This is a genomic window from Streptomyces sp. NRRL B-1347, from assembly GCF_000720325.1.
Taxonomy (GTDB): Bacteria; Actinomycetota; Actinomycetes; order Streptomycetales; family Streptomycetaceae; genus Streptomyces.
Genome location: NZ_JOJM01000077.1, coordinates 19,746 through 37,861 on the forward strand (window position 1 = coordinate 19,746; position 18,116 = coordinate 37,861).

Annotated in this window: 16 protein-coding genes; 8 read left to right on the forward strand and 8 right to left on the reverse strand. The window is 72.9% G+C overall.

The genetic code is table 11. The features are described 5' to 3' along the window. Positions 1 to 94: 94 nt before the first annotated feature. The 4 genes from IG74_RS0138550 to IG74_RS0138565 form a co-directional block, all read right to left on the reverse strand. Entirely contained in the window at positions 95 to 952 is an 858-nt protein-coding gene (locus tag IG74_RS0138550; protein ID WP_030687048.1) for a 1,4-dihydroxy-6-naphthoate synthase, read from the reverse strand. Then, positions 945 to 1,709, reverse strand: a complete 765-nt coding sequence (locus tag IG74_RS51455) for a futalosine hydrolase (protein WP_107059122.1) — start codon at positions 1,707 to 1,709, stop codon at positions 945 to 947. The genes IG74_RS0138550 and IG74_RS51455 overlap by 8 nt, the downstream gene beginning before the upstream one ends. Beyond that, on the reverse strand, positions 1,673 to 2,176 hold the full coding sequence (locus IG74_RS51460; protein ID WP_030687053.1) for a hypothetical protein: 504 nt from the start codon (positions 2,174 to 2,176) through the stop codon (positions 1,673 to 1,675). The genes IG74_RS51455 and IG74_RS51460 overlap by 37 nt, the downstream gene beginning before the upstream one ends. Positions 2,177 to 2,305: 129 nt before the next feature. Continuing rightward, positions 2,306 to 3,778, reverse strand: coding sequence for an MFS transporter (locus tag IG74_RS0138565; protein ID WP_420710018.1), 1,473 nt, complete (start codon positions 3,776 to 3,778; stop codon positions 2,306 to 2,308). Positions 3,779 to 4,143: 365 nt separating this feature from the next. Between IG74_RS0138565 and IG74_RS0138570 the strand changes: the two genes are divergently transcribed. The 4 genes from IG74_RS0138570 to IG74_RS0138585 all read left to right on the forward strand — a co-directional run bounded on the left by IG74_RS0138570 (position 4,144) and on the right by IG74_RS0138585 (position 10,227). Further along, positions 4,144 to 5,091 (forward strand): DUF3027 domain-containing protein, encoded by a 948-nt coding sequence (locus IG74_RS0138570; protein ID WP_030687058.1) that lies wholly within the window; start codon positions 4,144 to 4,146, stop codon positions 5,089 to 5,091. A 219-nt stretch (positions 5,092 to 5,310) separates the two neighbouring features. After that, positions 5,311 to 8,466, forward strand: coding sequence for a sacsin N-terminal ATP-binding-like domain-containing protein (locus tag IG74_RS0138575; protein ID WP_030687060.1), 3,156 nt, complete (start codon positions 5,311 to 5,313; stop codon positions 8,464 to 8,466). Positions 8,467 to 8,609: 143 nt separating this feature from the next. After that, positions 8,610 to 9,407 (forward strand): hypothetical protein, encoded by a 798-nt coding sequence (locus IG74_RS0138580; RefSeq protein ID WP_030687062.1) that lies wholly within the window; start codon positions 8,610 to 8,612, stop codon positions 9,405 to 9,407. A gap of 43 nt (positions 9,408 to 9,450) precedes the next feature. Continuing rightward, on the forward strand, positions 9,451 to 10,227 hold the full coding sequence (locus IG74_RS0138585; RefSeq protein WP_030687065.1) for a hypothetical protein: 777 nt from the start codon (positions 9,451 to 9,453) through the stop codon (positions 10,225 to 10,227). Between the two features lie 4 nt (positions 10,228 to 10,231). Here IG74_RS0138585 and IG74_RS0138590 read toward each other — a convergent pair whose 3' ends face one another. Both IG74_RS0138590 and IG74_RS0138595 read right to left on the reverse strand, forming a co-directional pair. Further along, the gene (locus IG74_RS0138590; RefSeq protein ID WP_030687066.1) at positions 10,232 to 12,634 is read right to left on the reverse strand and encodes a cation-translocating P-type ATPase; all 2,403 of its coding nucleotides are present in this window, start codon (positions 12,632 to 12,634) and stop codon (positions 10,232 to 10,234) included. Between the two features lie 81 nt (positions 12,635 to 12,715). After that, entirely contained in the window at positions 12,716 to 12,991 is a 276-nt protein-coding gene (locus IG74_RS0138595; protein ID WP_030687069.1) for a DUF2530 domain-containing protein, read from the reverse strand. Positions 12,992 to 13,195: 204 nt separating this feature from the next. On the opposite strand from IG74_RS0138595, the gene IG74_RS0138600 reads away from it, so the two are divergent. Next, positions 13,196 to 14,644, forward strand: a complete 1,449-nt coding sequence (locus IG74_RS0138600) for an NCS2 family permease (RefSeq protein ID WP_030687071.1) — start codon at positions 13,196 to 13,198, stop codon at positions 14,642 to 14,644. A gap of 70 nt (positions 14,645 to 14,714) precedes the next feature. Here IG74_RS0138600 and IG74_RS50125 read toward each other — a convergent pair whose 3' ends face one another. Beyond that, complete coding sequence (locus IG74_RS50125; protein ID WP_078869435.1) at positions 14,715 to 14,891, reverse strand: ribbon-helix-helix protein, CopG family; 177 nt, start codon at positions 14,889 to 14,891, stop codon at positions 14,715 to 14,717. A gap of 166 nt (positions 14,892 to 15,057) precedes the next feature. On the opposite strand from IG74_RS50125, the gene IG74_RS0138610 reads away from it, so the two are divergent. Beyond that, positions 15,058 to 15,495 carry a MarR family winged helix-turn-helix transcriptional regulator gene (locus IG74_RS0138610; protein WP_030687073.1) on the forward strand — a complete coding sequence of 146 codons (438 nt, stop codon included), beginning with the start codon at positions 15,058 to 15,060 and terminating at the stop codon, positions 15,493 to 15,495. Positions 15,496 to 15,583: 88 nt separating this feature from the next. Then, on the forward strand, positions 15,584 to 16,930 hold the full coding sequence (locus IG74_RS0138615; RefSeq protein ID WP_030687076.1) for an MFS transporter: 1,347 nt from the start codon (positions 15,584 to 15,586) through the stop codon (positions 16,928 to 16,930). Positions 16,931 to 16,968: 38 nt separating this feature from the next. Here the strand turns inward: IG74_RS0138615 and IG74_RS0138620 are convergent, their stop codons facing one another. Continuing rightward, positions 16,969 to 17,502: a GNAT family N-acetyltransferase gene (locus tag IG74_RS0138620; RefSeq protein ID WP_030687078.1), complete on the reverse strand. Its 534-nt coding sequence runs from the start codon at positions 17,500 to 17,502 to the stop codon at positions 16,969 to 16,971. A 17-nt stretch (positions 17,503 to 17,519) separates the two neighbouring features. Here IG74_RS0138620 and thpR point away from each other — a divergent pair, with 17 nt between their 5' ends. Then, complete coding sequence (thpR, locus tag IG74_RS0138625; protein WP_030687080.1) at positions 17,520 to 18,083, forward strand: RNA 2',3'-cyclic phosphodiesterase; 564 nt, start codon at positions 17,520 to 17,522, stop codon at positions 18,081 to 18,083. Positions 18,084 to 18,116: the final 33 nt, after the last annotated feature.

Genomic DNA, 18,116 nt, shown 5'->3' on the forward strand with positions numbered 1-18,116 from the left:
TCGCGCCTCGTCCTCAAACGCCGGACGGGCTGGATGGTGCCGCTTGCGGCTGTGTTTCAGCCTCTCCGGCGTTTGAGGAGCGGAGCCCCCAGGATCAGGGGAACGAAAGGGCCCCCGGGGCCAGGGCCGGGACCAGGCCCTCGGCGGCGGCCCGGGTGAGCAGGCCGCGCACCGCGGCGTAGCCGTCCTCGCCCAGATCCGCGGTGAACTCGTTGACGTACAGGCCGATGTGCTGGTCGGCCACCCGCGGATCCATCTCCTGCGCGTGCTCCAGGACGTAGGGACGCGAGGCCTCGGGATCGTCCCAGGCCCTCCGCACGGACGCCCGCGCCGCGTCCGCGAGGCCCCGCAGCACGTCGTCCCCGAGCGACCGCTTCGCGATGATCGCGCCGAGCGGGATCGGCAGGCCGGTCGTGGCCTCCCAGTGCTCGCCCATGTCGGCGAGCCGGTGCAGGCCGTAGTTCTGGTAAGTGAAGCGCGCCTCGTGGATGACGAGCCCCGCGTCGACCTTCCCGTCCCGCACGGCGGGCATGATCCGGTCGAAGGGCAGCACGACGATCTCCCCGACGCCGTCCGCGAGGACGTCCGCGGCCCACAGCCGGAACAGCAGGTACGCCGTCGACCTCTCGCTCGGCACCGCGACCGTCTTGCCGCTCAGGTCGACCCCCGGCTCCCGGGTCAGCACCAGCGGCCCGCAGCCCCGGCCGAGGGCACCGCCGCACGGCAGCAGCGCGTACTCGTCGAGGACGTACGGCAACACCGCGTACGACACCTTGAGCACGTCGAACTCGCCGCGCTCGGCCATGCCGTTGGTGATGTCGATGTCCGCGAACGTCACGTCGAGCGCGGGCGCGTCCGGCACCCGGCCGTGCGCCCAGGCGTCGAAGACGAAGGTGTCGTTGGGGCAGGGCGAGTACGCGATGCGCAGGGGCTCGGGGGTGGTGTCAGTCATGCCTGTTCCAACTCTCCAGTACCGGCGTGAACTTCCCGAACGCCCCGCCGAGCGCGGCGAGCGCGTCGCCGATGCGCCAGGCGGCCCGGTCGCGCGGGCCCACCGGGTTCGAGACCGCGCGGACCTCGCACACGGGCAGGCCGTGCACGGCGGCGGCCTCGGCGACGCCGAAGCCCTCCATCGCCTCCGCGAGAGCACGCGGATGGCGGGCGCGCAGCCCGGCCGCGCGCTCGGCGGAACCGGTGACGGTGGACACCGTCAGGACCGTGCCCGTCGCGGCGCCCGACACGGCGGCGAGCTGCCGTACGAGGGCGGCCGGCGGCTCGTACGTGACCCGGCCGAAGCCGAGGTCGGTGACGGGCACGAACCCGTCGGCCGTCTCGGCCCCCAGGTCGGCCGCGGTGACGGCGTCGGCGACGACCAGCGACCCCACGGGCGCGTCCGGCACGAAACCGCCCCCGATGCCGGCGGAGACCACCAGGTCGTACGGCACGTCGCGGGCGGCGGCACCGGCGAGCGCGGCCGCGGTGCCCGCGGCGGCGGCCGCGGGTCCGACGCCGACGGCGAGCACGTCCACGGGCCCGACGGACACGAGCCCACCGCCGGGCGTGTCCGCGGCGCCCGCCGCGTCAGCCCCCGCGGACAGGCCGGAGGCCACCGCGTCCCGCTCGGCGGGGACCGCGGTGGCCACCAGGATGCGTGGGGTCCGCCCGGTCCCGGTCAGGCGTCCTTGTCCTTCTTCAGCTTGAACGACCACAGACCGGTGGCCTTCGGCGCGCCGCTCTCGCTCTTGCCGCCCTCCAGCAGGCTGACGGTCGTCGAGGAACCGCCGCCGCCGTACTGCTGGTTGAAGAACACGCTGCCCGGGATGACGACGTAGGTCTTCTTGCTGGCCTCGGTCAGCGGCTGGCCGTTCATCAGCAGCGTCCAGCCCTTGTCGGCGATCTCCGGGTCGACGCCGAAGCGGACCTTCTCGTCGGGGTCGACCGTGATGGACTTGATGTCCTTCGTGTCCTTCAGGCAGTCCTGTACGGCGGACTGCGTGAGCTCCTTGCCGTCCTTGTAGCAGGAGGCCTCGGAGTGCACGGACTTGCTGCCGACCGTCACGGTCGCCAGCGGCGTCGGCTTGTCGCAGGCCGACAGGACGAGCAGTCCGGCGGAGACGGCGCCGAGGGAGGCGACGGCGCGGCGGCTGCGCGCTGAGCGGGGTACCAGGGAGGTCATGGCGGAAGGCTATCTCTTGGCCCCTGGGCCCATACCGGCCGCCCCGCCCGGGCCGCCCCTCCCGCCCACAGGACCGCCGTCCGGGCGCCCCCGGTGGATCCGGGTGCCTCCCGGCGCGGGGGCCGGTGCTCAGGCCAGGACGCGGCGGCTGCCGCCCCGGCGCGCGGCCGCCAAGAGGCCCCGTACGGTCGGCAGCCATCCGACCGCCACGATCGCCGCCGCCACGGACAGGCCAAGGGTTCCGTTCAGCGGGAGCGCGATGCCGATGCCGCCGCCCACCACCCAGGCCACCTGCAACAGGGTCTCGGCGCGCGCGAACGCGGACGTACGCACCGCCTCCGGCACGTCCCGCTGGATCAGCGCGTCGAGCGACAGCTTCGACAGGGCCTGTGCGAAGCCCGCCACGGCCGCGAGGCAGGCGATGGCCACGGGGCTGAAGAACAGCGCCGCGCACACCGCGACCCCGAGCACCACCGCCACCACGGTCACGATGATCAGCTCGGGCGCGCGCGCCTTCAGCCACGCCCCGACGGCCGTGCCGAGCGCGTTGCCCGTGCCCGCGGCGACCCCGACGATGCCGAGCGACACCGCCGCGCTCTGCCCGCCGAGCGGATGCTCGCGCAGCAGGAAGGCCAGGAAGAAGATCAGGAAGCCGGAGAGCCCGCGCTGCGCGGCGTTGACGGCCAGGCCGTGCGTCACGGCCGGGCCGACCGTCCGCAGGCCGAGGAGGCTCCTGCGGGTCGAGTCCTTGCGGTCCTTCGCGCGCGCCAGGTGCAGATGCTCCTCGTCCGCCGCGAGCAGCGCCTTGCTCTCGCCCTTCGCCGAGTCCACCTTGCGCGGCAGCGTGAACGACAGCACGGTCCCGGCGACGAACACCGCGCACGCCGCGTACAGCGGCCAGCGCGCCCCGATCGCCTGCAGCCCCGCCCCCACGGGCGCGGCGACGCCCGTCGCGAGCAGTCCGCTCAGAGTCACCCGGGAGTTCGCCTTCACCAGCGAGAAGCCGGGTGGCAGCAGCCGGGGCACGACAGCGCTGCGGACCACGCCGTACGCCTTCGACGCGACGAGCACGCCGAGCGCGGCCGGGTACAGCTCCAGGCCGCCGGTCGCCACCGCGCCCGACAGGATCAGCGCGAGCAGCGCCCGCGCCAGCATCGCCGCCGCCATCGCGGCGCGGCGGCCGTGCGGGAGGCGGTCCAGGAGCGGGCCGATGACGGGGGCGAGGAGCGTGAACGGCGCCATGGTGATGGCGAGGTACAGCGCGACGCGGCCGCGGGCCTCGTCGGTCGGCACGGAGAAGAACACCGTGGACGCGAGCGAGACGGTGATCAGCACGTCGCCCGCGCCGTTCACCGCGTGCAGCTCGATCAGCTTGCCGAGGCCGGACTCGCCCGCTCCGTGGGCGTGGGTGGCCTTGCGGATGCCGCGGGCCGTTCCGGTGAACGGCAGGTGCAGCGCGCGGGCCAGCGCACGGGCGGCCCTGCTTGCCGGGCGGGGGGAGCGCAGCCCGTGGGACGACGACGACCTGACGCCAGCCACCCAGTCATAGTGCCCCCTTCCGCCCCCGACTAGTGGCACCTCCCTCCACCCGGCCACCCCCATGTCGCCCCCACCCCCTCCGACCTGCGACTTCCCGGGGGACGTGGGCGAAGCACCGCGCTTCCGCGCTCGTCGTCGAACGCCGGACGGGCCGGATCCGCCGGCGACGGAGGGGGTGACGGGGGGCGTGTCGGCGGGTCGGGGCGGGCGCCGGTGTGGGCCCAGGGGCCAGGAACAGGTAGCGTGCGTAACGCGCCTGCGGCGGAAGCTCTCGGCCGCGCGCCTCATCACCATCCCGCAGAATGGATGGCGTAGGCGCGCCCGTGACGTCGGGCGCGGACGTCGACGCGGCCCCCTGGTCCGCTCCGTCCGTGCCCCCGCGTAAGGGTGGCGCACCCGTGAGACGGCGTAGGAGAGAAGCGATACCTGTGAGCGCAGCGACAACGCGAAGCCGCACCCAGCGCACCCCGCGTACCCCCGACCGCCTCTGCGCCGAGGCCGTCGGGTTCGCCCGGGCCGCGGCCGAGGAGGCCGCCGCGCCGGGGGTGGTCGGTGAGCATGTCGAGGTCGTCGTGGAGGGCGACCGCGTCGTCACGCATCTCTTCGAGTGCAAGGAGCTCGGCTACCGCGGCTGGCGCTGGGCGGTGACCGTGGCCCGCGCCTCCCGCGCGAAGGTCGTCACGCTCGACGAGACCGTGCTGCTGCCGGGCCCCGACGCGCTGCTCGCGCCCGAGTGGGTGCCGTGGAGCGAGCGCCTGCGCCCCGGCGACATGGGCCCGGGCGACCTGCTGCCCACGGACGCCGAGGACCTGCGCCTCGAACCCGGCTACTCCGGCGAGGACGCGCCGCCGCCGAACTCGGTCCTCTCGCAGGAGCTGGCGGAGCGCGTCGAGGCGGAGGACGCGGAACTCGCCGCCGCCGACGCGGCCCCGGCCGCCGACGCCGTGCCCGCCCGCGGCTCCCTCGCGGCGCTCGCCGAGGAGCTCGGGATGCGCCGCGCGCGTGTCCTGTCCCGGTACGGACTGCACACCTCCGCCGACCGCTGGGACGAGGGGTACGGCGCGAAGACGCCGATGGCGCAGGCCGCGCCCGCGTCCTGTGTGAGCTGTGGCTTCCTGGTGCCCATCGGGGGCTCGCTCGGCCAGGCCTTCGGCGTGTGCGCGAACGAGTTCGGCCCCGCGGACGGCCACGTGGTCTCGCTCGCGTACGGCTGCGGCGGGCACTCCGAGGCCGCGGTCATGCCGAAGCCGCCGCGCCCGGCGCCGCCGGTCCTGGACGAGACGAAGGTCGACGAGCTGCCGCTGCGGCCCGCCCCCGACTCGGGCTCGGTCAAGGCCGCGGACACGGACCCGGACGAGGACCTCGGCCACTCCTAGCCTCCACGGGTTCTGTGGCGAGGGCGCGGCCCCGGCGCCCCGGATCGACTGCGGGTCGGTTGTGGCTGGTCGCGCAGTTCCCCGCGCCCCTTCGGGCCTCGGGTGGGTGGGAAAGGCCGCCGACAGGCGGCCCGCGCGGGACGCGGTACCGTTCGCCCCCACAGTCCAAGGCGCCCCCGCCAGCGAAGGGCGTCTCCCGCCAGAGAAGGGCGACGTACCGTGAGCAAGACCGTGCGGCCTGCCGCCGAGGGCACCGACCCGTTCGGCACCGCCCGTCTGCGCCGCTCCGTGCTCGAGTCCTGGGCGGCGAGCCCGGCCCGGTTCCGGGAGGACGCCAACGCCGAGGAGGACCTGGCGCTCGGCGGCTACCGCGACCGCCTGGTCGTCGAGCTCGCGCAGAACGCCTCGGACGCGGCCGCCCGCGCGGGCACGGCAGGACGGCTCGCGCTCACGCTCCAGGACGGAGTCCTCGCCGCGGCGAACACCGGCGCCCCGCTGGACGCGGCGGGCGTGGAGTCCCTGGCGACGCTGCGGGCGTCCGCGAAGCGGGAGGGCGACGCCCGGCGGCGGACCACGGGACGCTTCGGCGTGGGCTTCGCCGCCGTGCTCTCCGTGTCGGACGAACCGGCCGTGGTGGGCCGTACCGGCGGGGTCCGCTGGTCCCTCGCGGAGGCCCGCGAACTGGCCGCCGAGACGGCCAGGTTCAGCCCGGGCCTCGGCGACGAGATGCGGCGGCGCGACGGCCACGTACCGCTCCTGAGGCTGCCGCTGGCGGCGGAGGGCACCGCTCCCGACGGGTACGACACGGTCGTCATCCTGCCGCTGCGGGACGCCGCGGCCGAGGACCTGGTGACGCGCCTCCTCGACGGCGTCGACGACGCGCTGCTGCTCGCGCTGCCCGGCCTCGACGAGGTCTCCGTCCGCACCCCGGACGGCACGACCCGGGTGCTCCGCCGCTCCGCGGACGGCGCGGACACCGTCGTCGCGGACACCCGGGACGGCACGACGCGCTGGCGCACCGTCACCCGTGCAGGGGACCTGGAGGCGCGGCTGCTCGCGGACCGCCCCGTGGAGGAGCGCCTCCGCCCCTACTGGCAGCTCACCTGGGCCGTGCCGGTGGGCGAGGACGGCGCGCCGCGCGCGCCCCGCACGAGCCCGGTGCTGCACGCGCCGACCCCGAGCGACGAGCCGCTCGGCGTGCCCGCGCTGCTCATCGGCACGTTCCCGCTCGACACCAGCCGCCGCCACGCCGCGCCGGGGCCGCTCACGGACTTCCTGGTGGAGCGGGCGGCGGACGCGTACGCCGAACTGCTCGCCGGGTGGCGCCCGGTGACGGAGGGAATCATCGGCCTGGTGCCGGGGCCGCTCGGCACGAGCGAGCTGGACGGCGCGCTGCGCCGGGCCGTCCTCGACCGGCTGCCGCGCACCGCGTTCCTGCCGCCCGCCGCAGGGCCGGTGCCAGAGCCCGCCGACGAGTGGTCGCAGGCCGAGGCCCCCGTCGCGCTGCGGCCGCGCGACGCGGAGGTCGTTCAGGGCGCGGGCGCGGACACCGTGCGGGTGCTCGCCGAGGTCCTGCCGAGCCTGCTGCCCGCGGGCCTGGAGCGCCGGAGCGAGCTGCGCACGCTGGGTGTGGCCCGGGTGCCGCTGACCGAGGCGGTCGACCGGCTCGCGGGCCTGGAGCGGGAGCCGTCCTGGTGGCGGCGCCTGTACGACACCCTCGCGGGCGTCGACCCCGACCGGCTCTCGGGGCTGCCCGTGCCGCTGGCGAGCGGGCGTACGACGATCGGGCCGCGCCAGGTCCTGCTGCCCGCGCCGGGGGACGGGGCCGCGCCCGCGGCCCTGGCCAGGATCGGCCTGAAGGTCGCCCACGCGGACGCCGCGCATCCGCTCCTGGAGAAGCTCGGCGCGCTGCCCGCCACGCCCCGCGCGGTCCTGACGACGCCCCAGGTGCGGGCGGCCGTCGCCGCGTCCCTGGACGACGACTCCTGGTACGACGGGCTCGACGAGGGGGCGGGGCTCGACGCCGAGGAGCTCGCCGAGCTCGTGCTCACCCTCGTCCGGGACGCCGACCTCGCGCCCGGCGACGAGCCCTGGCTCGGCGCGCTCGCGCTGCCCGACGAGGACGGCGAACTCGCGCCCGCCGGTGAGCTCGTGCTGCCCGGCAGCGCGTTCGCCGAGGTCATGCGCGAGGGCGAGCTGGCCTTCGTGGACGCGGACACCGCAGGGCGGTGGGGCGAGCGGCCGCTGGCCGCCTGCGGGGTCCTCGCCTCCTTCACCCTCGTACGCGCCACGGACGTCGTCCTCGACCCGGACGAGCTGGAGCCGCGCGACGGGGACTTCGCCGAGCCCGACGACGCGGGGCTGCTCGACGCGGTCGACGTGTGGTGCGAGGACGTGCTCGACCGGCTGCCGGACACGCCGGTGCCGCCCGTGGCGACGGAGCTCGTGGCGGTGCGCGACCTGGACCTCGTGGACGACGACCAGTGGCCGCGCGCGCTCGCGCTGCTCTCCAGGCCGCCGCTGCGGGACGCGCTCACCCAGCCGGTGCGGGTGCTGCTCCCGGACGGCACGACGGAGAGCGTGCGCCCGTACACGGCGTGGTGGCTGCGCGGCCACCCCGTCCTGGACGGCCGCCGTCCGGCCGGTCTGCGGTCCGCGGGCGGCGATCCGCTCCTCGAGGGCCTGTACGACGCCGTGGACGCGACCGGCTTCGACGACGAGCAGGTGCTGCGGGCCCTCGGCGTCCGCACGTCGGTGGCCGCGCTGCTCGCGGAGCCGGGCGGCGCCGCCGAACTCCTGGACCGGCTCGCCGACCCCGAGCGGACCGTTTCCGCGGCGCGCCTGCACACCCTGTACGGGGCGCTCGCGGACCTCGACCCGGAGCAGGTGACGCTGCCCGACGAGCTGCGCGCGGTCCTGGGCGGCGAGGTCGTGGTCGTCGACGCCGCCGACGCGGTGGTCGCGGACGCGCCCGACCTGCTGCCGTACGCCGCCGACGTGCCGCTGCTCCCGGTGTCCCCGTCCCGGGCGGGCGACCTGGCGGACCTCTTCCAGGTGCGCCGTCTGAGCGACCACGTCAGGGCCGGGGTCGACCCGGGCGCCGGCGTGGAGCACGAGGTCCCGGAGTCCGTGCGCGTCCTGCTCGGGCCCACCACCCCGGCGACGTACCGCGAGCACGAGGAGCTGCTCGTCGACGGCGTGGACCTGGAGTGGCGCCGCACCTCCGACGGCACGGTGCACGCCGCCACCGTGGAGGGCGTCGCGGCGGGCCTGGCCTGGGCGACCCGTCAGTGGCCCCGCCGCTTCGAGGTGGCGGCGCTCCTGGAGGACCCGTCGCGGACCGGGGAACTGGCGCGCGACCGCTGGTTCGACTGAGTCCCACCAGCAGGTTTCACGGAACGTACAACCTTTGACCATGGGTGAGGGTCTGATCTCGCGAGTCAACAGACTCCTAGATCGCTTGGGCCCCGTGTGACGGCTTACGCACCACGGGGCCCCTTCTCCACCAGGGGAAAAGCATGCGCATCCGTGCCACGGTGGCGACCCTGTCGGGCGCCCTGGCCCTGTCCGCCCTCGCCGTTCCCGCCGCGCAGGCGGACGAGAGCATCGGCGACACCAAGATCACGAACGTCACCGTCAACGGCGGCAAGGACATCGTGATCGGCACTTCGCAGGCGAAGAAGATCACCTTCGCGGTCACCGCGACGGACCCCGAGGGCATCCGGAAGGCCAGCGGCTTCCTGTGGCACGGCCCGGACTACGCCGATCTGGACGGCTCGATCGTCTTCGACACGGGGGTCCCGCCGAAGTGCACCGAAGTGGACGCGACCACCGCGACGTGCACGGTCACCGTGACCGCCGACCCGAACAAGAACATCTACGGGAACTCGCTGGCCGGTAAGTGGAAGGCGTTCGCGGCCGCCCACGGCAACCCGCCCGCGGGCCAGGAGCTCGGCGGCAAGCAGACCGTCGACGCGTACAAGTCCGTATCGGTCAAGCGCGCCGCCAAGCTCACCGTCAACGCCTCCCCGGAGCCCGTGAAGAAGGGCGGGACCATCACGGTCTCCGGCGCCCTGACCCGGGCCAACTGGGACACCAAGAAGTACGCGGGCTACACCCAGCAGCCCGTGCAGCTGCAGTTCAAGAAGAAGGGCGCGAGCGCGTACTCAGCCGTGAAGACGGTGAAGTCGGACGCCAAGGGCAACCTGAAGACCACCGTGAAGGCCTCCGTCGACGGCACCTTCCGCTACGTCTTCGCGGGCACGTCCACGACCCCCGCGGTCACCTCCGCGGGCGACGCCATCGACGTCCGCTGACGCACTCGTCCCCTCATCCGATCCACCCCCGAGGAACACCCCCATGCGCATCCGCACCACCGTGGCCGCCGTCTCCGGCGCCGTCGTCCTGTCCGCCCTCGCCGTCCCGGCCGCGCAGGCCTTCGACTCGCACAAGGGCAACACCAAGATCACGAAGGTCGTCGTCAACGGCGGCAAGGACCTCGTGATCGGCACCTCCAAGAAGAAGTTCGTCATCACCGTCACGGGCACCGACCCGAAGGGCATCAAGGAGGGCATCGCCCTCGCCTGGCACGGCAAGTCGTACCCGGACCGCGTCGACGGCCTCATCGCCCCGCGGGTCGACCCCAAGTGCGTCAAGCTGAGCGCGACCAAGGGCACCTGCAAGGCCGTCGTCGTGGCCGACCCGAGCACCCTGAGCAACGACACCGCGGGCCGCTGGAAGGTCCTGGCCGGCCTGCTCGGCAAGGGCCGCGCCGAGAACCACGTCATCAAGGGCAAGTACACGACGGTCGGCGTCAAGCGCGCCGCCAAGCTCACCGTCGACGCCGCCCCGGAGCCCGTGGAGAAGGGCGAGTCCCTCCTGGTGTCCGGCGCGCTGACGCGGGCGAACTGGGAGAGCCGCAAGTTCGCGGGCTACACCGGTCAGCCCGTGAAGCTGCAGTTCAAGGCCAAGGGCGCGAGCTCCTACACGACGCTCAAGACGGTGAAGTCGGACGCGAAGGGCAACCTGAAGACGATCGTGAAGGCGTCCGCGGACGGCACCTTCCGGTACGCCTTCGCCGGGTCGTCGACGTCCCCGGCCGTGGTCTCGGCCGGGGACTTCGTCGACGTCCGGTAGTCGGCTACGCCGCGAAGCGGCGGTCGATCCAGCGGAAGGCGAACTCCGTCGCCGCCGCCGCGACCGCCGCGATCGCGACCGCCGCCCACGGCATCGTCGTGCCGACCAGCTTCAGGGCGAAGAAGTCCTGGAGGTAGGGGATGGTCAGGACCAGCAGGAAGCCCAGGCCCATGGCCGCCACCAGGCAGATCCGCCACCAGGTGTAGGGGCGGGCGATGATCGCCAGGACCCACAGGGAGACCAGGAAGAGCGTGAGCGTGGCCGCGCTGGTCTCGGCCTCGCGGGCGCCCTCGCCCACGTAGTGGTGGCGGGCGAGCAGGTACGTCGCGAAGGTGGAGAGGGCCGCGATGATGCCGCCGGGGAGCGCGTAGCGCATGACTCTGCGGACGAAGTGCGGCTTGGCGCGCTCCGTGTTGGGGGCGAGCGCCAGGAAGAAGGCCGGGACGCCGATCGTCAGGGTGGACAGGAGCGTCAGGTGGCGCGGCAGGAACAGGTACTCCACCTGGGAGCAGACCACCAGCAGGGCGATGACGACGGAGTAGACCGTCTTCACCAGGAAGAGCGTCGCCACGCGGGTGATGTTGCCGATGACGCGGCGGCCCTCGGCCACCACTGAGGGCAGCGTCGCGAAGCTGTTGTTCAGGAGCACGATCTGGGCGACCGCCCGCGTCGCCTCCGAGCCCGAGCCCATGGACACGCCGATGTCCGCGTCCTTGAGGGCCAGGACGTCGTTCACGCCGTCGCCCGTCATGGCGACCGTGTGGCCCTTGGACTGGAGCGCGCCCACCATGTCCCGCTTCTGCTGCGGGGTCACGCGGCCGAAGACGGAGTGGGCGTCGAGCTCCTCCGCCATCGCGGCCCGCTCCGCGGGCAGCTGCCGCGCGTCCACCGTGTTCTGCGCGCCGGGCAGGCCCAGCTTGGCCGCGACCGCGCCCACGGAGACCGCGTTGTCCCCGGAGATGACCTTGGCCTGGACGTTCTGCTCCTCGAAGTAGCGCAGGGTATCGGCGGCGTCGGGCCGCAGGCGCTGCTCCAGGACGACCAGGGCGGTGGGGCGCGCCCCCGCGGCGAGGTCGGGGGCGTCCAGGTCGCCCGCGGCGCGCGCGAGGAGCAGCACGCGCAGGCCCTGGTGGTTGAGGTGCTCGACCTCGTCGAGCGCCGGGTCCCCGGCGGGAAGCAGCACGTCGGGCGCGCCGAGCAGCCAGGTCGAGTCCTGGCCGTCGCCCTCGCTGAAGCTGGCGCCGCTGTACTTGCGGGCGGAGGAGAACGGCAGCGACTCGGTGCAGCGCCACTCCTCGGCGGCGGGGTAGGCGTCGATGATGGCCTGGAGCGAGGCGTTCGGGCGCGGGTCGGACTCCCCGAGGGCGCCGAGGACCTCGCGTACGTAACCCTCGTCCGAGCCGTTCAGCGGGCGCAGCTCGGTGACGTCCATGCCGCCCTCGGTGAGCGTGCCCGTCTTGTCGAGGCAGACGGTGTCCACGCGCGCGAGGCCCTCGATGGCCGGGAGCTCCTGCACCAGGCACTGCTTGCGGCCGAGCCGGATCACGCCGATCGCGAAGGCCACGGAGGTGAGGAGCACCAGGCCTTCGGGGATCATCGGGACGATGCCGCCGACGGTGTAGGCGATCGACTCCTTGAAGTTGTCGTCCTTGACGACGAGCTGGGAGATGATCAGGCCGATCGACGTCGGGATCATCAGCCACGTCACGTACTTGAGGATCGTGGAGATGCCGGAGCGCAGCTCGGAGTGGACGAGGGTGAAGCGGCTCGCCTCCTCGGCGAGCTGGGCGGCGTAGGCCTCGCGGCCCACCTTGGTGGCCGTGAACGCGCCGCCGCCGGCGACCACGAACGAGCCCGACATGAGCTTGTCGCCGGGCTTCTTCACGACCGGGTCGGCCTCACCGGTCAGCAGGGACTCGTCGACTTCGAGGCTGTCGGACTCGACCGTCTCGCCGTCCACGGGGATCTTGTCGCCGGGCCCCAGTTCCACCAGGTCGCCGAGGACGATCTCGGAGGTGGAGATCTCGGCGGCCACGCCGTCGCGCCGGACCGTCGGTTTGGCCTCGCCTATGACGGCGAGCCCGTCGAGGGTCTTCTTGGCGCGCAGCTCCTGGATGATGCCGATGCCGGTGTTGGCGACGATCACGAAGCCGAAGAGGCTGTCCTGGATCGGCGCGACGAACAGCATGATCACCCAGAGCACGCCGATGATCGCGTTGAAGCGCGTGAAGACGTTGGCCCGGACGATCTCGGTGGTGGAGCGGCTGCTGCGGACCGGTACGTCGTTGACCTCGCCGCGGGCGACCCGCTCGGCGACCTCGGCCGCCGTTAGACCGGTGGCGCGGCCTGTCGGTGGTGCCACCGGGTGGACCGGATCGAGCTCGGCGCCCGCGTCGATATGCGTCATGCATTCGACGGTAAGGCGGGATCAGGGGCTTCACCCCTTGAATGTCTGAAAGATCCGACCACGGTAGGAGGGGGTTTGCCCTCAGGTCGCATCCCGTACTGCGGCGGTACGAGAAGCCTCCGCGCGCTTGATGGCCGCGTCGCGCCCGCGCACGTACCAGATGCCGATCAGGCCGAGGCCCGCGCCCGCGAGGCAGGTCCACACCCACCACGTGGCGTCGCGGTCGTCGAACCAGCCGTAGAACGGCAGCTGGACCAGGAAGAGGACGAACCAGAGGATCGTGCCGCCGGTGATGGTGGCGACGACGGGCCCCTCCAGGGGCTCCGGCGCCTCGTGCTTCGGTGTCCACTTCGCCATGCCCTCAGCTTAGACGGGGCCCTCGCCGCGCCCTGAGCGCGCTCCTCGACCCCTTGTGCCACAAGGCTCTACGCGCGGAGATGGCCATTTCAGGCTCATGTATTCATACTGAAACGGCTTCTTAATGGCCAGTTGCTTTCGTATGAAGACACAAGTTCGTGCAAGCCAGGCTTATCCCGTTCAACAGAGGTCATGAGGTCCCGCATGTCCCCCTCGGCCACCGCTCCGGTCGACGCCAAGCAGCCGCCCCCGAATCCCCCGCAGGGCGGGCTGGACGGGTTCTTCAAGATCACGGAGCGGGGTTCGACCCTGGCGCGGGAAGTGCGCGGCGGCTTCGCCACCTTCTTCGCGATGGCCTACATCATCGTGCTGAACCCGATCATCCTCGGCAGCGCGAAGGACATGTACGGCCACCAGCTGGACAACAAGCAGCTGGTCACTGCCACCGTGCTGACGGCCGCGTTCACCACGCTGCTCATGGGCGTCATCGGCAACGTCCCGATCGCGCTCGCGGCCGGGCTCGGCGTGAACACCGTGGTGGCGCTCCAGCTCGCGCCCCGCATGTCCTGGCCGGACGCCATGGGCATGGTGGTGCTCGCGGGCTTCGTGGTGATGCTGCTCGTCGCCACCGGGCTCCGGGAGCGGGTGATGAGCGCGGTGCCGCTCGGCCTGCGCAAGGGCATCGCGATCGGCATCGGCCTGTTCATCATGCTGATCGGCCTCGTCGACGCGGGCTTCGTCTCGCGCATCCCGGACGCCGCGCACACCACCGTGCCGCTCCAGCTCGGCGGCGACGGCCACCTCAACGGCTGGCCGGTCCTCGTCTTCGTCCTCGGCGTGCTGCTCACCCTCGCGCTCCTGGTGCGCAAGGTGCCGGGCGCGATCCTGCTCTCGATCGTCGTGATGACGGTCGTGGCCATGATCATCCACGCGGTCGCCGACGTGCCCTCCTGGGGCCTGACGACCCCCGAGTGGCCCGGCAACCCGGTCGCGACCCCGGACTTCGGCCTCGTCGGTGAGATCAGCCTGTTCGGCGGCTTCGAGAAGGTCGGCGTCCTCACCGGCGTCCTCTTCGTCTTCACCGTGCTGCTCTCGTGCTTCTTCGACGCGATGGGCACGATCATGGGCATCGGCGACGAGGCCCACCTGACCGACGACAAGGGGAACTTCCCCGGCATCAACAAGGTCCTGTTCGTCGACGGCATCGCCGTCGCGGCGGGCGGCGCCTCGTCCTCGTCGGCAACCACCTGCTTCGTGGAGTCCACGGCGGGCGTCGGCGAGGGCGCCCGGACCGGCTTCGCCAACGTCGTCACCGGCGGCCTGTTCGCGGTGGCGCTCTTCCTCACCCCGATCGCCACGATGGTGCCCTCGCAGGCGGCGACGCCCGCGCTGCTCGCGGTCGGCTTCCTGATCCTGTCCGGCTCGATCGGCCAGATCGACTGGAGCGACTACACGATCGCGATCCCGGCGTTCGTGACGATGCTGATGATGCCGTTCACGTACTCGATCACGAACGGCATCGGCATGGGCTTCATCGCCTTCACCGTCCTGCGGGTCGCGGCGGGGCGCGGGCGCGAGGTGCCGGTGGCGATGTACGTCGTCTCGGCGGTGTTCGCCTTCTACTACCTGATGCCCGCGCTCGACCTCACGTAGCGGTCGGCCGACGCGAGCCCTGAGGCCGCGTGCCGCGTCCGGGTCCCGAGCCCGGGCGCGGTGCGCGGCCTCAGGCGTAGAACCTCTCTGTCTCCTCGACGGACGACTTGAACCGTTCGTCGAAGTCATCACGGATGAGCGTCCGGACCACGTAGTCCTGGACGCTCATTCCCCTTTTGGCGGCGTGCTTCCGGAGCCGGTCGAGCAGCTCACCGTCCATCCGCAGGCTGAGCACTGTCGATCCCATGCCCGCCAGGGTCGCCGTCCCCGGACGGGCGATGCGTGACTTTCCGAATCCGGCTCACTCGTTCGGGTGATGAAAGGGTTCCGTGCCGCGCTTCCTGGGCAGGTCCCGCGCTCACGCGCGCAAATGCGGTGGTACTTAGCCTGGGTAATGAGTTACTCTAAAGACCATGCCGGACCTCTCCCATGGCGACGACGCCGCCGCCGTGAACTCATTGCGCTCCGCCGTGATGCGCCTCTCCCGTCGACTCAAGCACCAGCGGGTCGACGAGTCGCTGAGCCCCACAGAGATGTCGGTGCTCGGCACCCTCGCCCGCTGTGGCAACGCCACCCCGGGCGAGCTCGCCCGCAAGGAGCACGTACAGCCGCCGTCGATGACACGCATCGTCGCGCTCCTCGAAGCCAAGGGTCTGGTGCGGCTCGAACCGCACCCCGACGACCGCCGCCAGAAGGTGGTCACGCAGACCGAGCAGGCCGAGACCATGCTCGAGGAGAGCCGCAGAAAGCGGAACGCGTGGCTGGCGCGGATCGCCGAGGAGCTCGACGCCGACGAGTGGGCGAAGCTCCGCGACGCCGCGCCCGTCCTGGAGAAGCTGGCACACCTCTGACCGACCGACCGACTGTCCGCACGGCCCTCTCGGGGCCGTGCCCTTAGGGGCCCACCCGGGATCGGACCGCCAAAGGAGGCGACTCCCTTTGAGTACGGGATCCGGAGCAGACTCCGCCCCCGCACCAACCACCCTCGACAAACCCGCCCGCCCCACGAACTCCATGTTCAGCTCGCTGCGGATCCGGAACTACCGGCTCTTCGCGGCCGGAGCCGTCGTGTCGAACACCGGCACCTGGATGGCCCGCATCACCCAGGACTGGCTGGTCCTCAGCCTCACCGGGTCCTCCGCCGCCGTCGGCATCACCACGGCCATGCAGTTCCTGCCGATGCTGCTCTTCGGCCTGTACGGCGGTGTGATCGCCGACCGGTTCGCCAAGCGGAACCTGCTCTTCGTGACCCAGGGAGCGATGGGCATCGGCGGCCTGTTCCTGGCCGCGATGACCCTGACGGGCCACGTCCAGGTCTGGCACGTCTATGTGACGGCCTTCTTCACCGGCCTCGTGACCGTCGTCGACAACCCCGCACGCCAGTCCTTCGTCTCCGAGCTGGTCGGCCCGGACCAGGTGCGCAACGCCGTCAGCCTGAACTCGGCCAACTTCCAGTCCGCACGCCTGATCGGCCCCGCCGTCGCGGGCATCGTCACCGCCGCGGTCGGACCCGGCTACTCCTTCCTCGCGAACGGCCTGTCCTTCCTCGCGCCGATCGCGGGTCTGCTGCTCATGCGCACCGGCGAGCTGACCCGCAGCCCGCTCGCCCCGCGCGGCGGCAAGGGCCAGCTGCGCGAGGGCCTGAACCACGTGCGCGAGCACCCCGAGCTGATCTGGCCGATCGTCCTGATCGGGTTCATCGGCACGTTCGGCTTCAACTTCCCGATCTGGCTGAGCGCGTACGCCGACGACGTCTTCCACGGCGGCTCCGGCATGTACGCGGCCTTCACCACGCTGATGGCGGCCGGTTCGCTGATCGGCGCGCTGCTCGCCGCCCGGCGCCGGACGTCCAGGCTGCGGATGCTCACCGCCACGGCGGGGCTCTTCGGCGTCGCCCTGATCGCCGTGGCCGCCGTGCCGAACGCGTACGTCTTCGCGGCGCTGCTCGTCCCCGTCGGCGCGATCGGCCTGACCGTCAACGTCACCGCGAACTCCTCGGTGCAGATGGCCACCGACCCCGAGATGCGGGGGCGCGTGATGAGCCTGTTCATGATGGTGTTCGTGGGCGGCACCCCGTTCGGCGGGCCGCTCTTCGGCTGGCTCACCGACGCGTACGGGGTCCGCGTGAGCTTCGCGCTCGGCGGGCTCGTCGTCGCGCTGGCCTCGCTCGGCGTCGGCCTCGGCCTGGCCCGCGCGGCGAACCTGCGCCTCGAGGTGGATCTGCGGCGGGGCCGCCAGCACGTGCGCTTCGTGCCCCGCGAGGCGCAGCTCGCGCCGGCCGCCTGAGCCGGTTCCCGGCCCCGGGTCCCGGGGCCGGGCGGAGCTCAGACCCGCATCGCCAGGACCTGGCCCGGCCAGGTGCCGTCCTTCTCCGTGAACGTCTCCGTACGGACGAAACCGTTGCTCTCGTAGTACGCGACGAGCTTGCCGTCGTTGCCCGCGTAGCAGTCGACCCGCAGCAGGGACACGCCCTGCGCGCGGGTCTCGGCCACGGCGTGGGCCAGGAGCGTGCGGCCCACGCCCAGGCCCGCGAAGCGGTGGCCGGTGGCGAGGAAGTGCACGTACCGCTCGGGCTCGTCGACGGGTGCCACGTAGCCGGTGGGGCTCTCGGTGAGCATCAGCATGCCCGCGGGCTCCCCGTCCACCTCCGCGATCCACGGAGTGCCCTCGGCGACGTACTTCTCCACGAGCTCCACCACCCGCGCGTTCGCCGACAGCGGCTCGGTGCCCCACTGCTTCGTGTACCCCTGTGCCACCAGCCACTCGGCGGCGCTGTCCAGCAGACCGAGGAAGACGGGGACGTCGGCGGCGGTGCCCGTGCGCACCCGTATGGGACCGGTGTGACCTGTGCTGTTCATAGGGGCAGGCTAGCCGCATGAGACTCTTCGCAGCGGTCCTTCCTCCCGAGGCGGTGGTGGCCGAACTGGCCGGGCGCGTGGACGACTTGAAGCGGCTGCCCGGCGCGGGGGCGCTGCGCTGGACCGAGCGGGCCGGGTGGCATCTGACGCTGGCGTTCTTCGGTGAGGTCGACGACGGGGTCGTGCCCGACCTCACCGCCCGGCTCGAACGGGCGGCCCGGCGCACCCCGCCCTTCCCGCTCGCGCTGCGCGGCGGCGGGCGGTTCGGGGACCGGGCGCTGTGGGCGGGCGTGGCCGGGGGCGTCGCGGAGCTGCGGCTGCTCGCGGGCCGTGCGGGGGCGGCGGGGCGCCGGGCCGGGGCCGACGTGGACACGGGGCGGGGGTTCCATCCCCATCTGACCCTGGCGCGGGCGCGGGGGGCCGCGGATCTGGTGCCCTTCGTGGAGGAGCTGTGGGGGTTCGGGGGGGTGGAGGGGGGGGTGGGGGAGCTTGTGCTGGTCCGCAGCCATCTTCCCCGGGGCGGGGTTTGTGGGGCTCGGCCTCGCTACGAGCCCTTGGCCGGGTGGGCCTTGGGCGGCTGAGGGGCCTCTCCCTCCCACCCACCCGTACCGCCC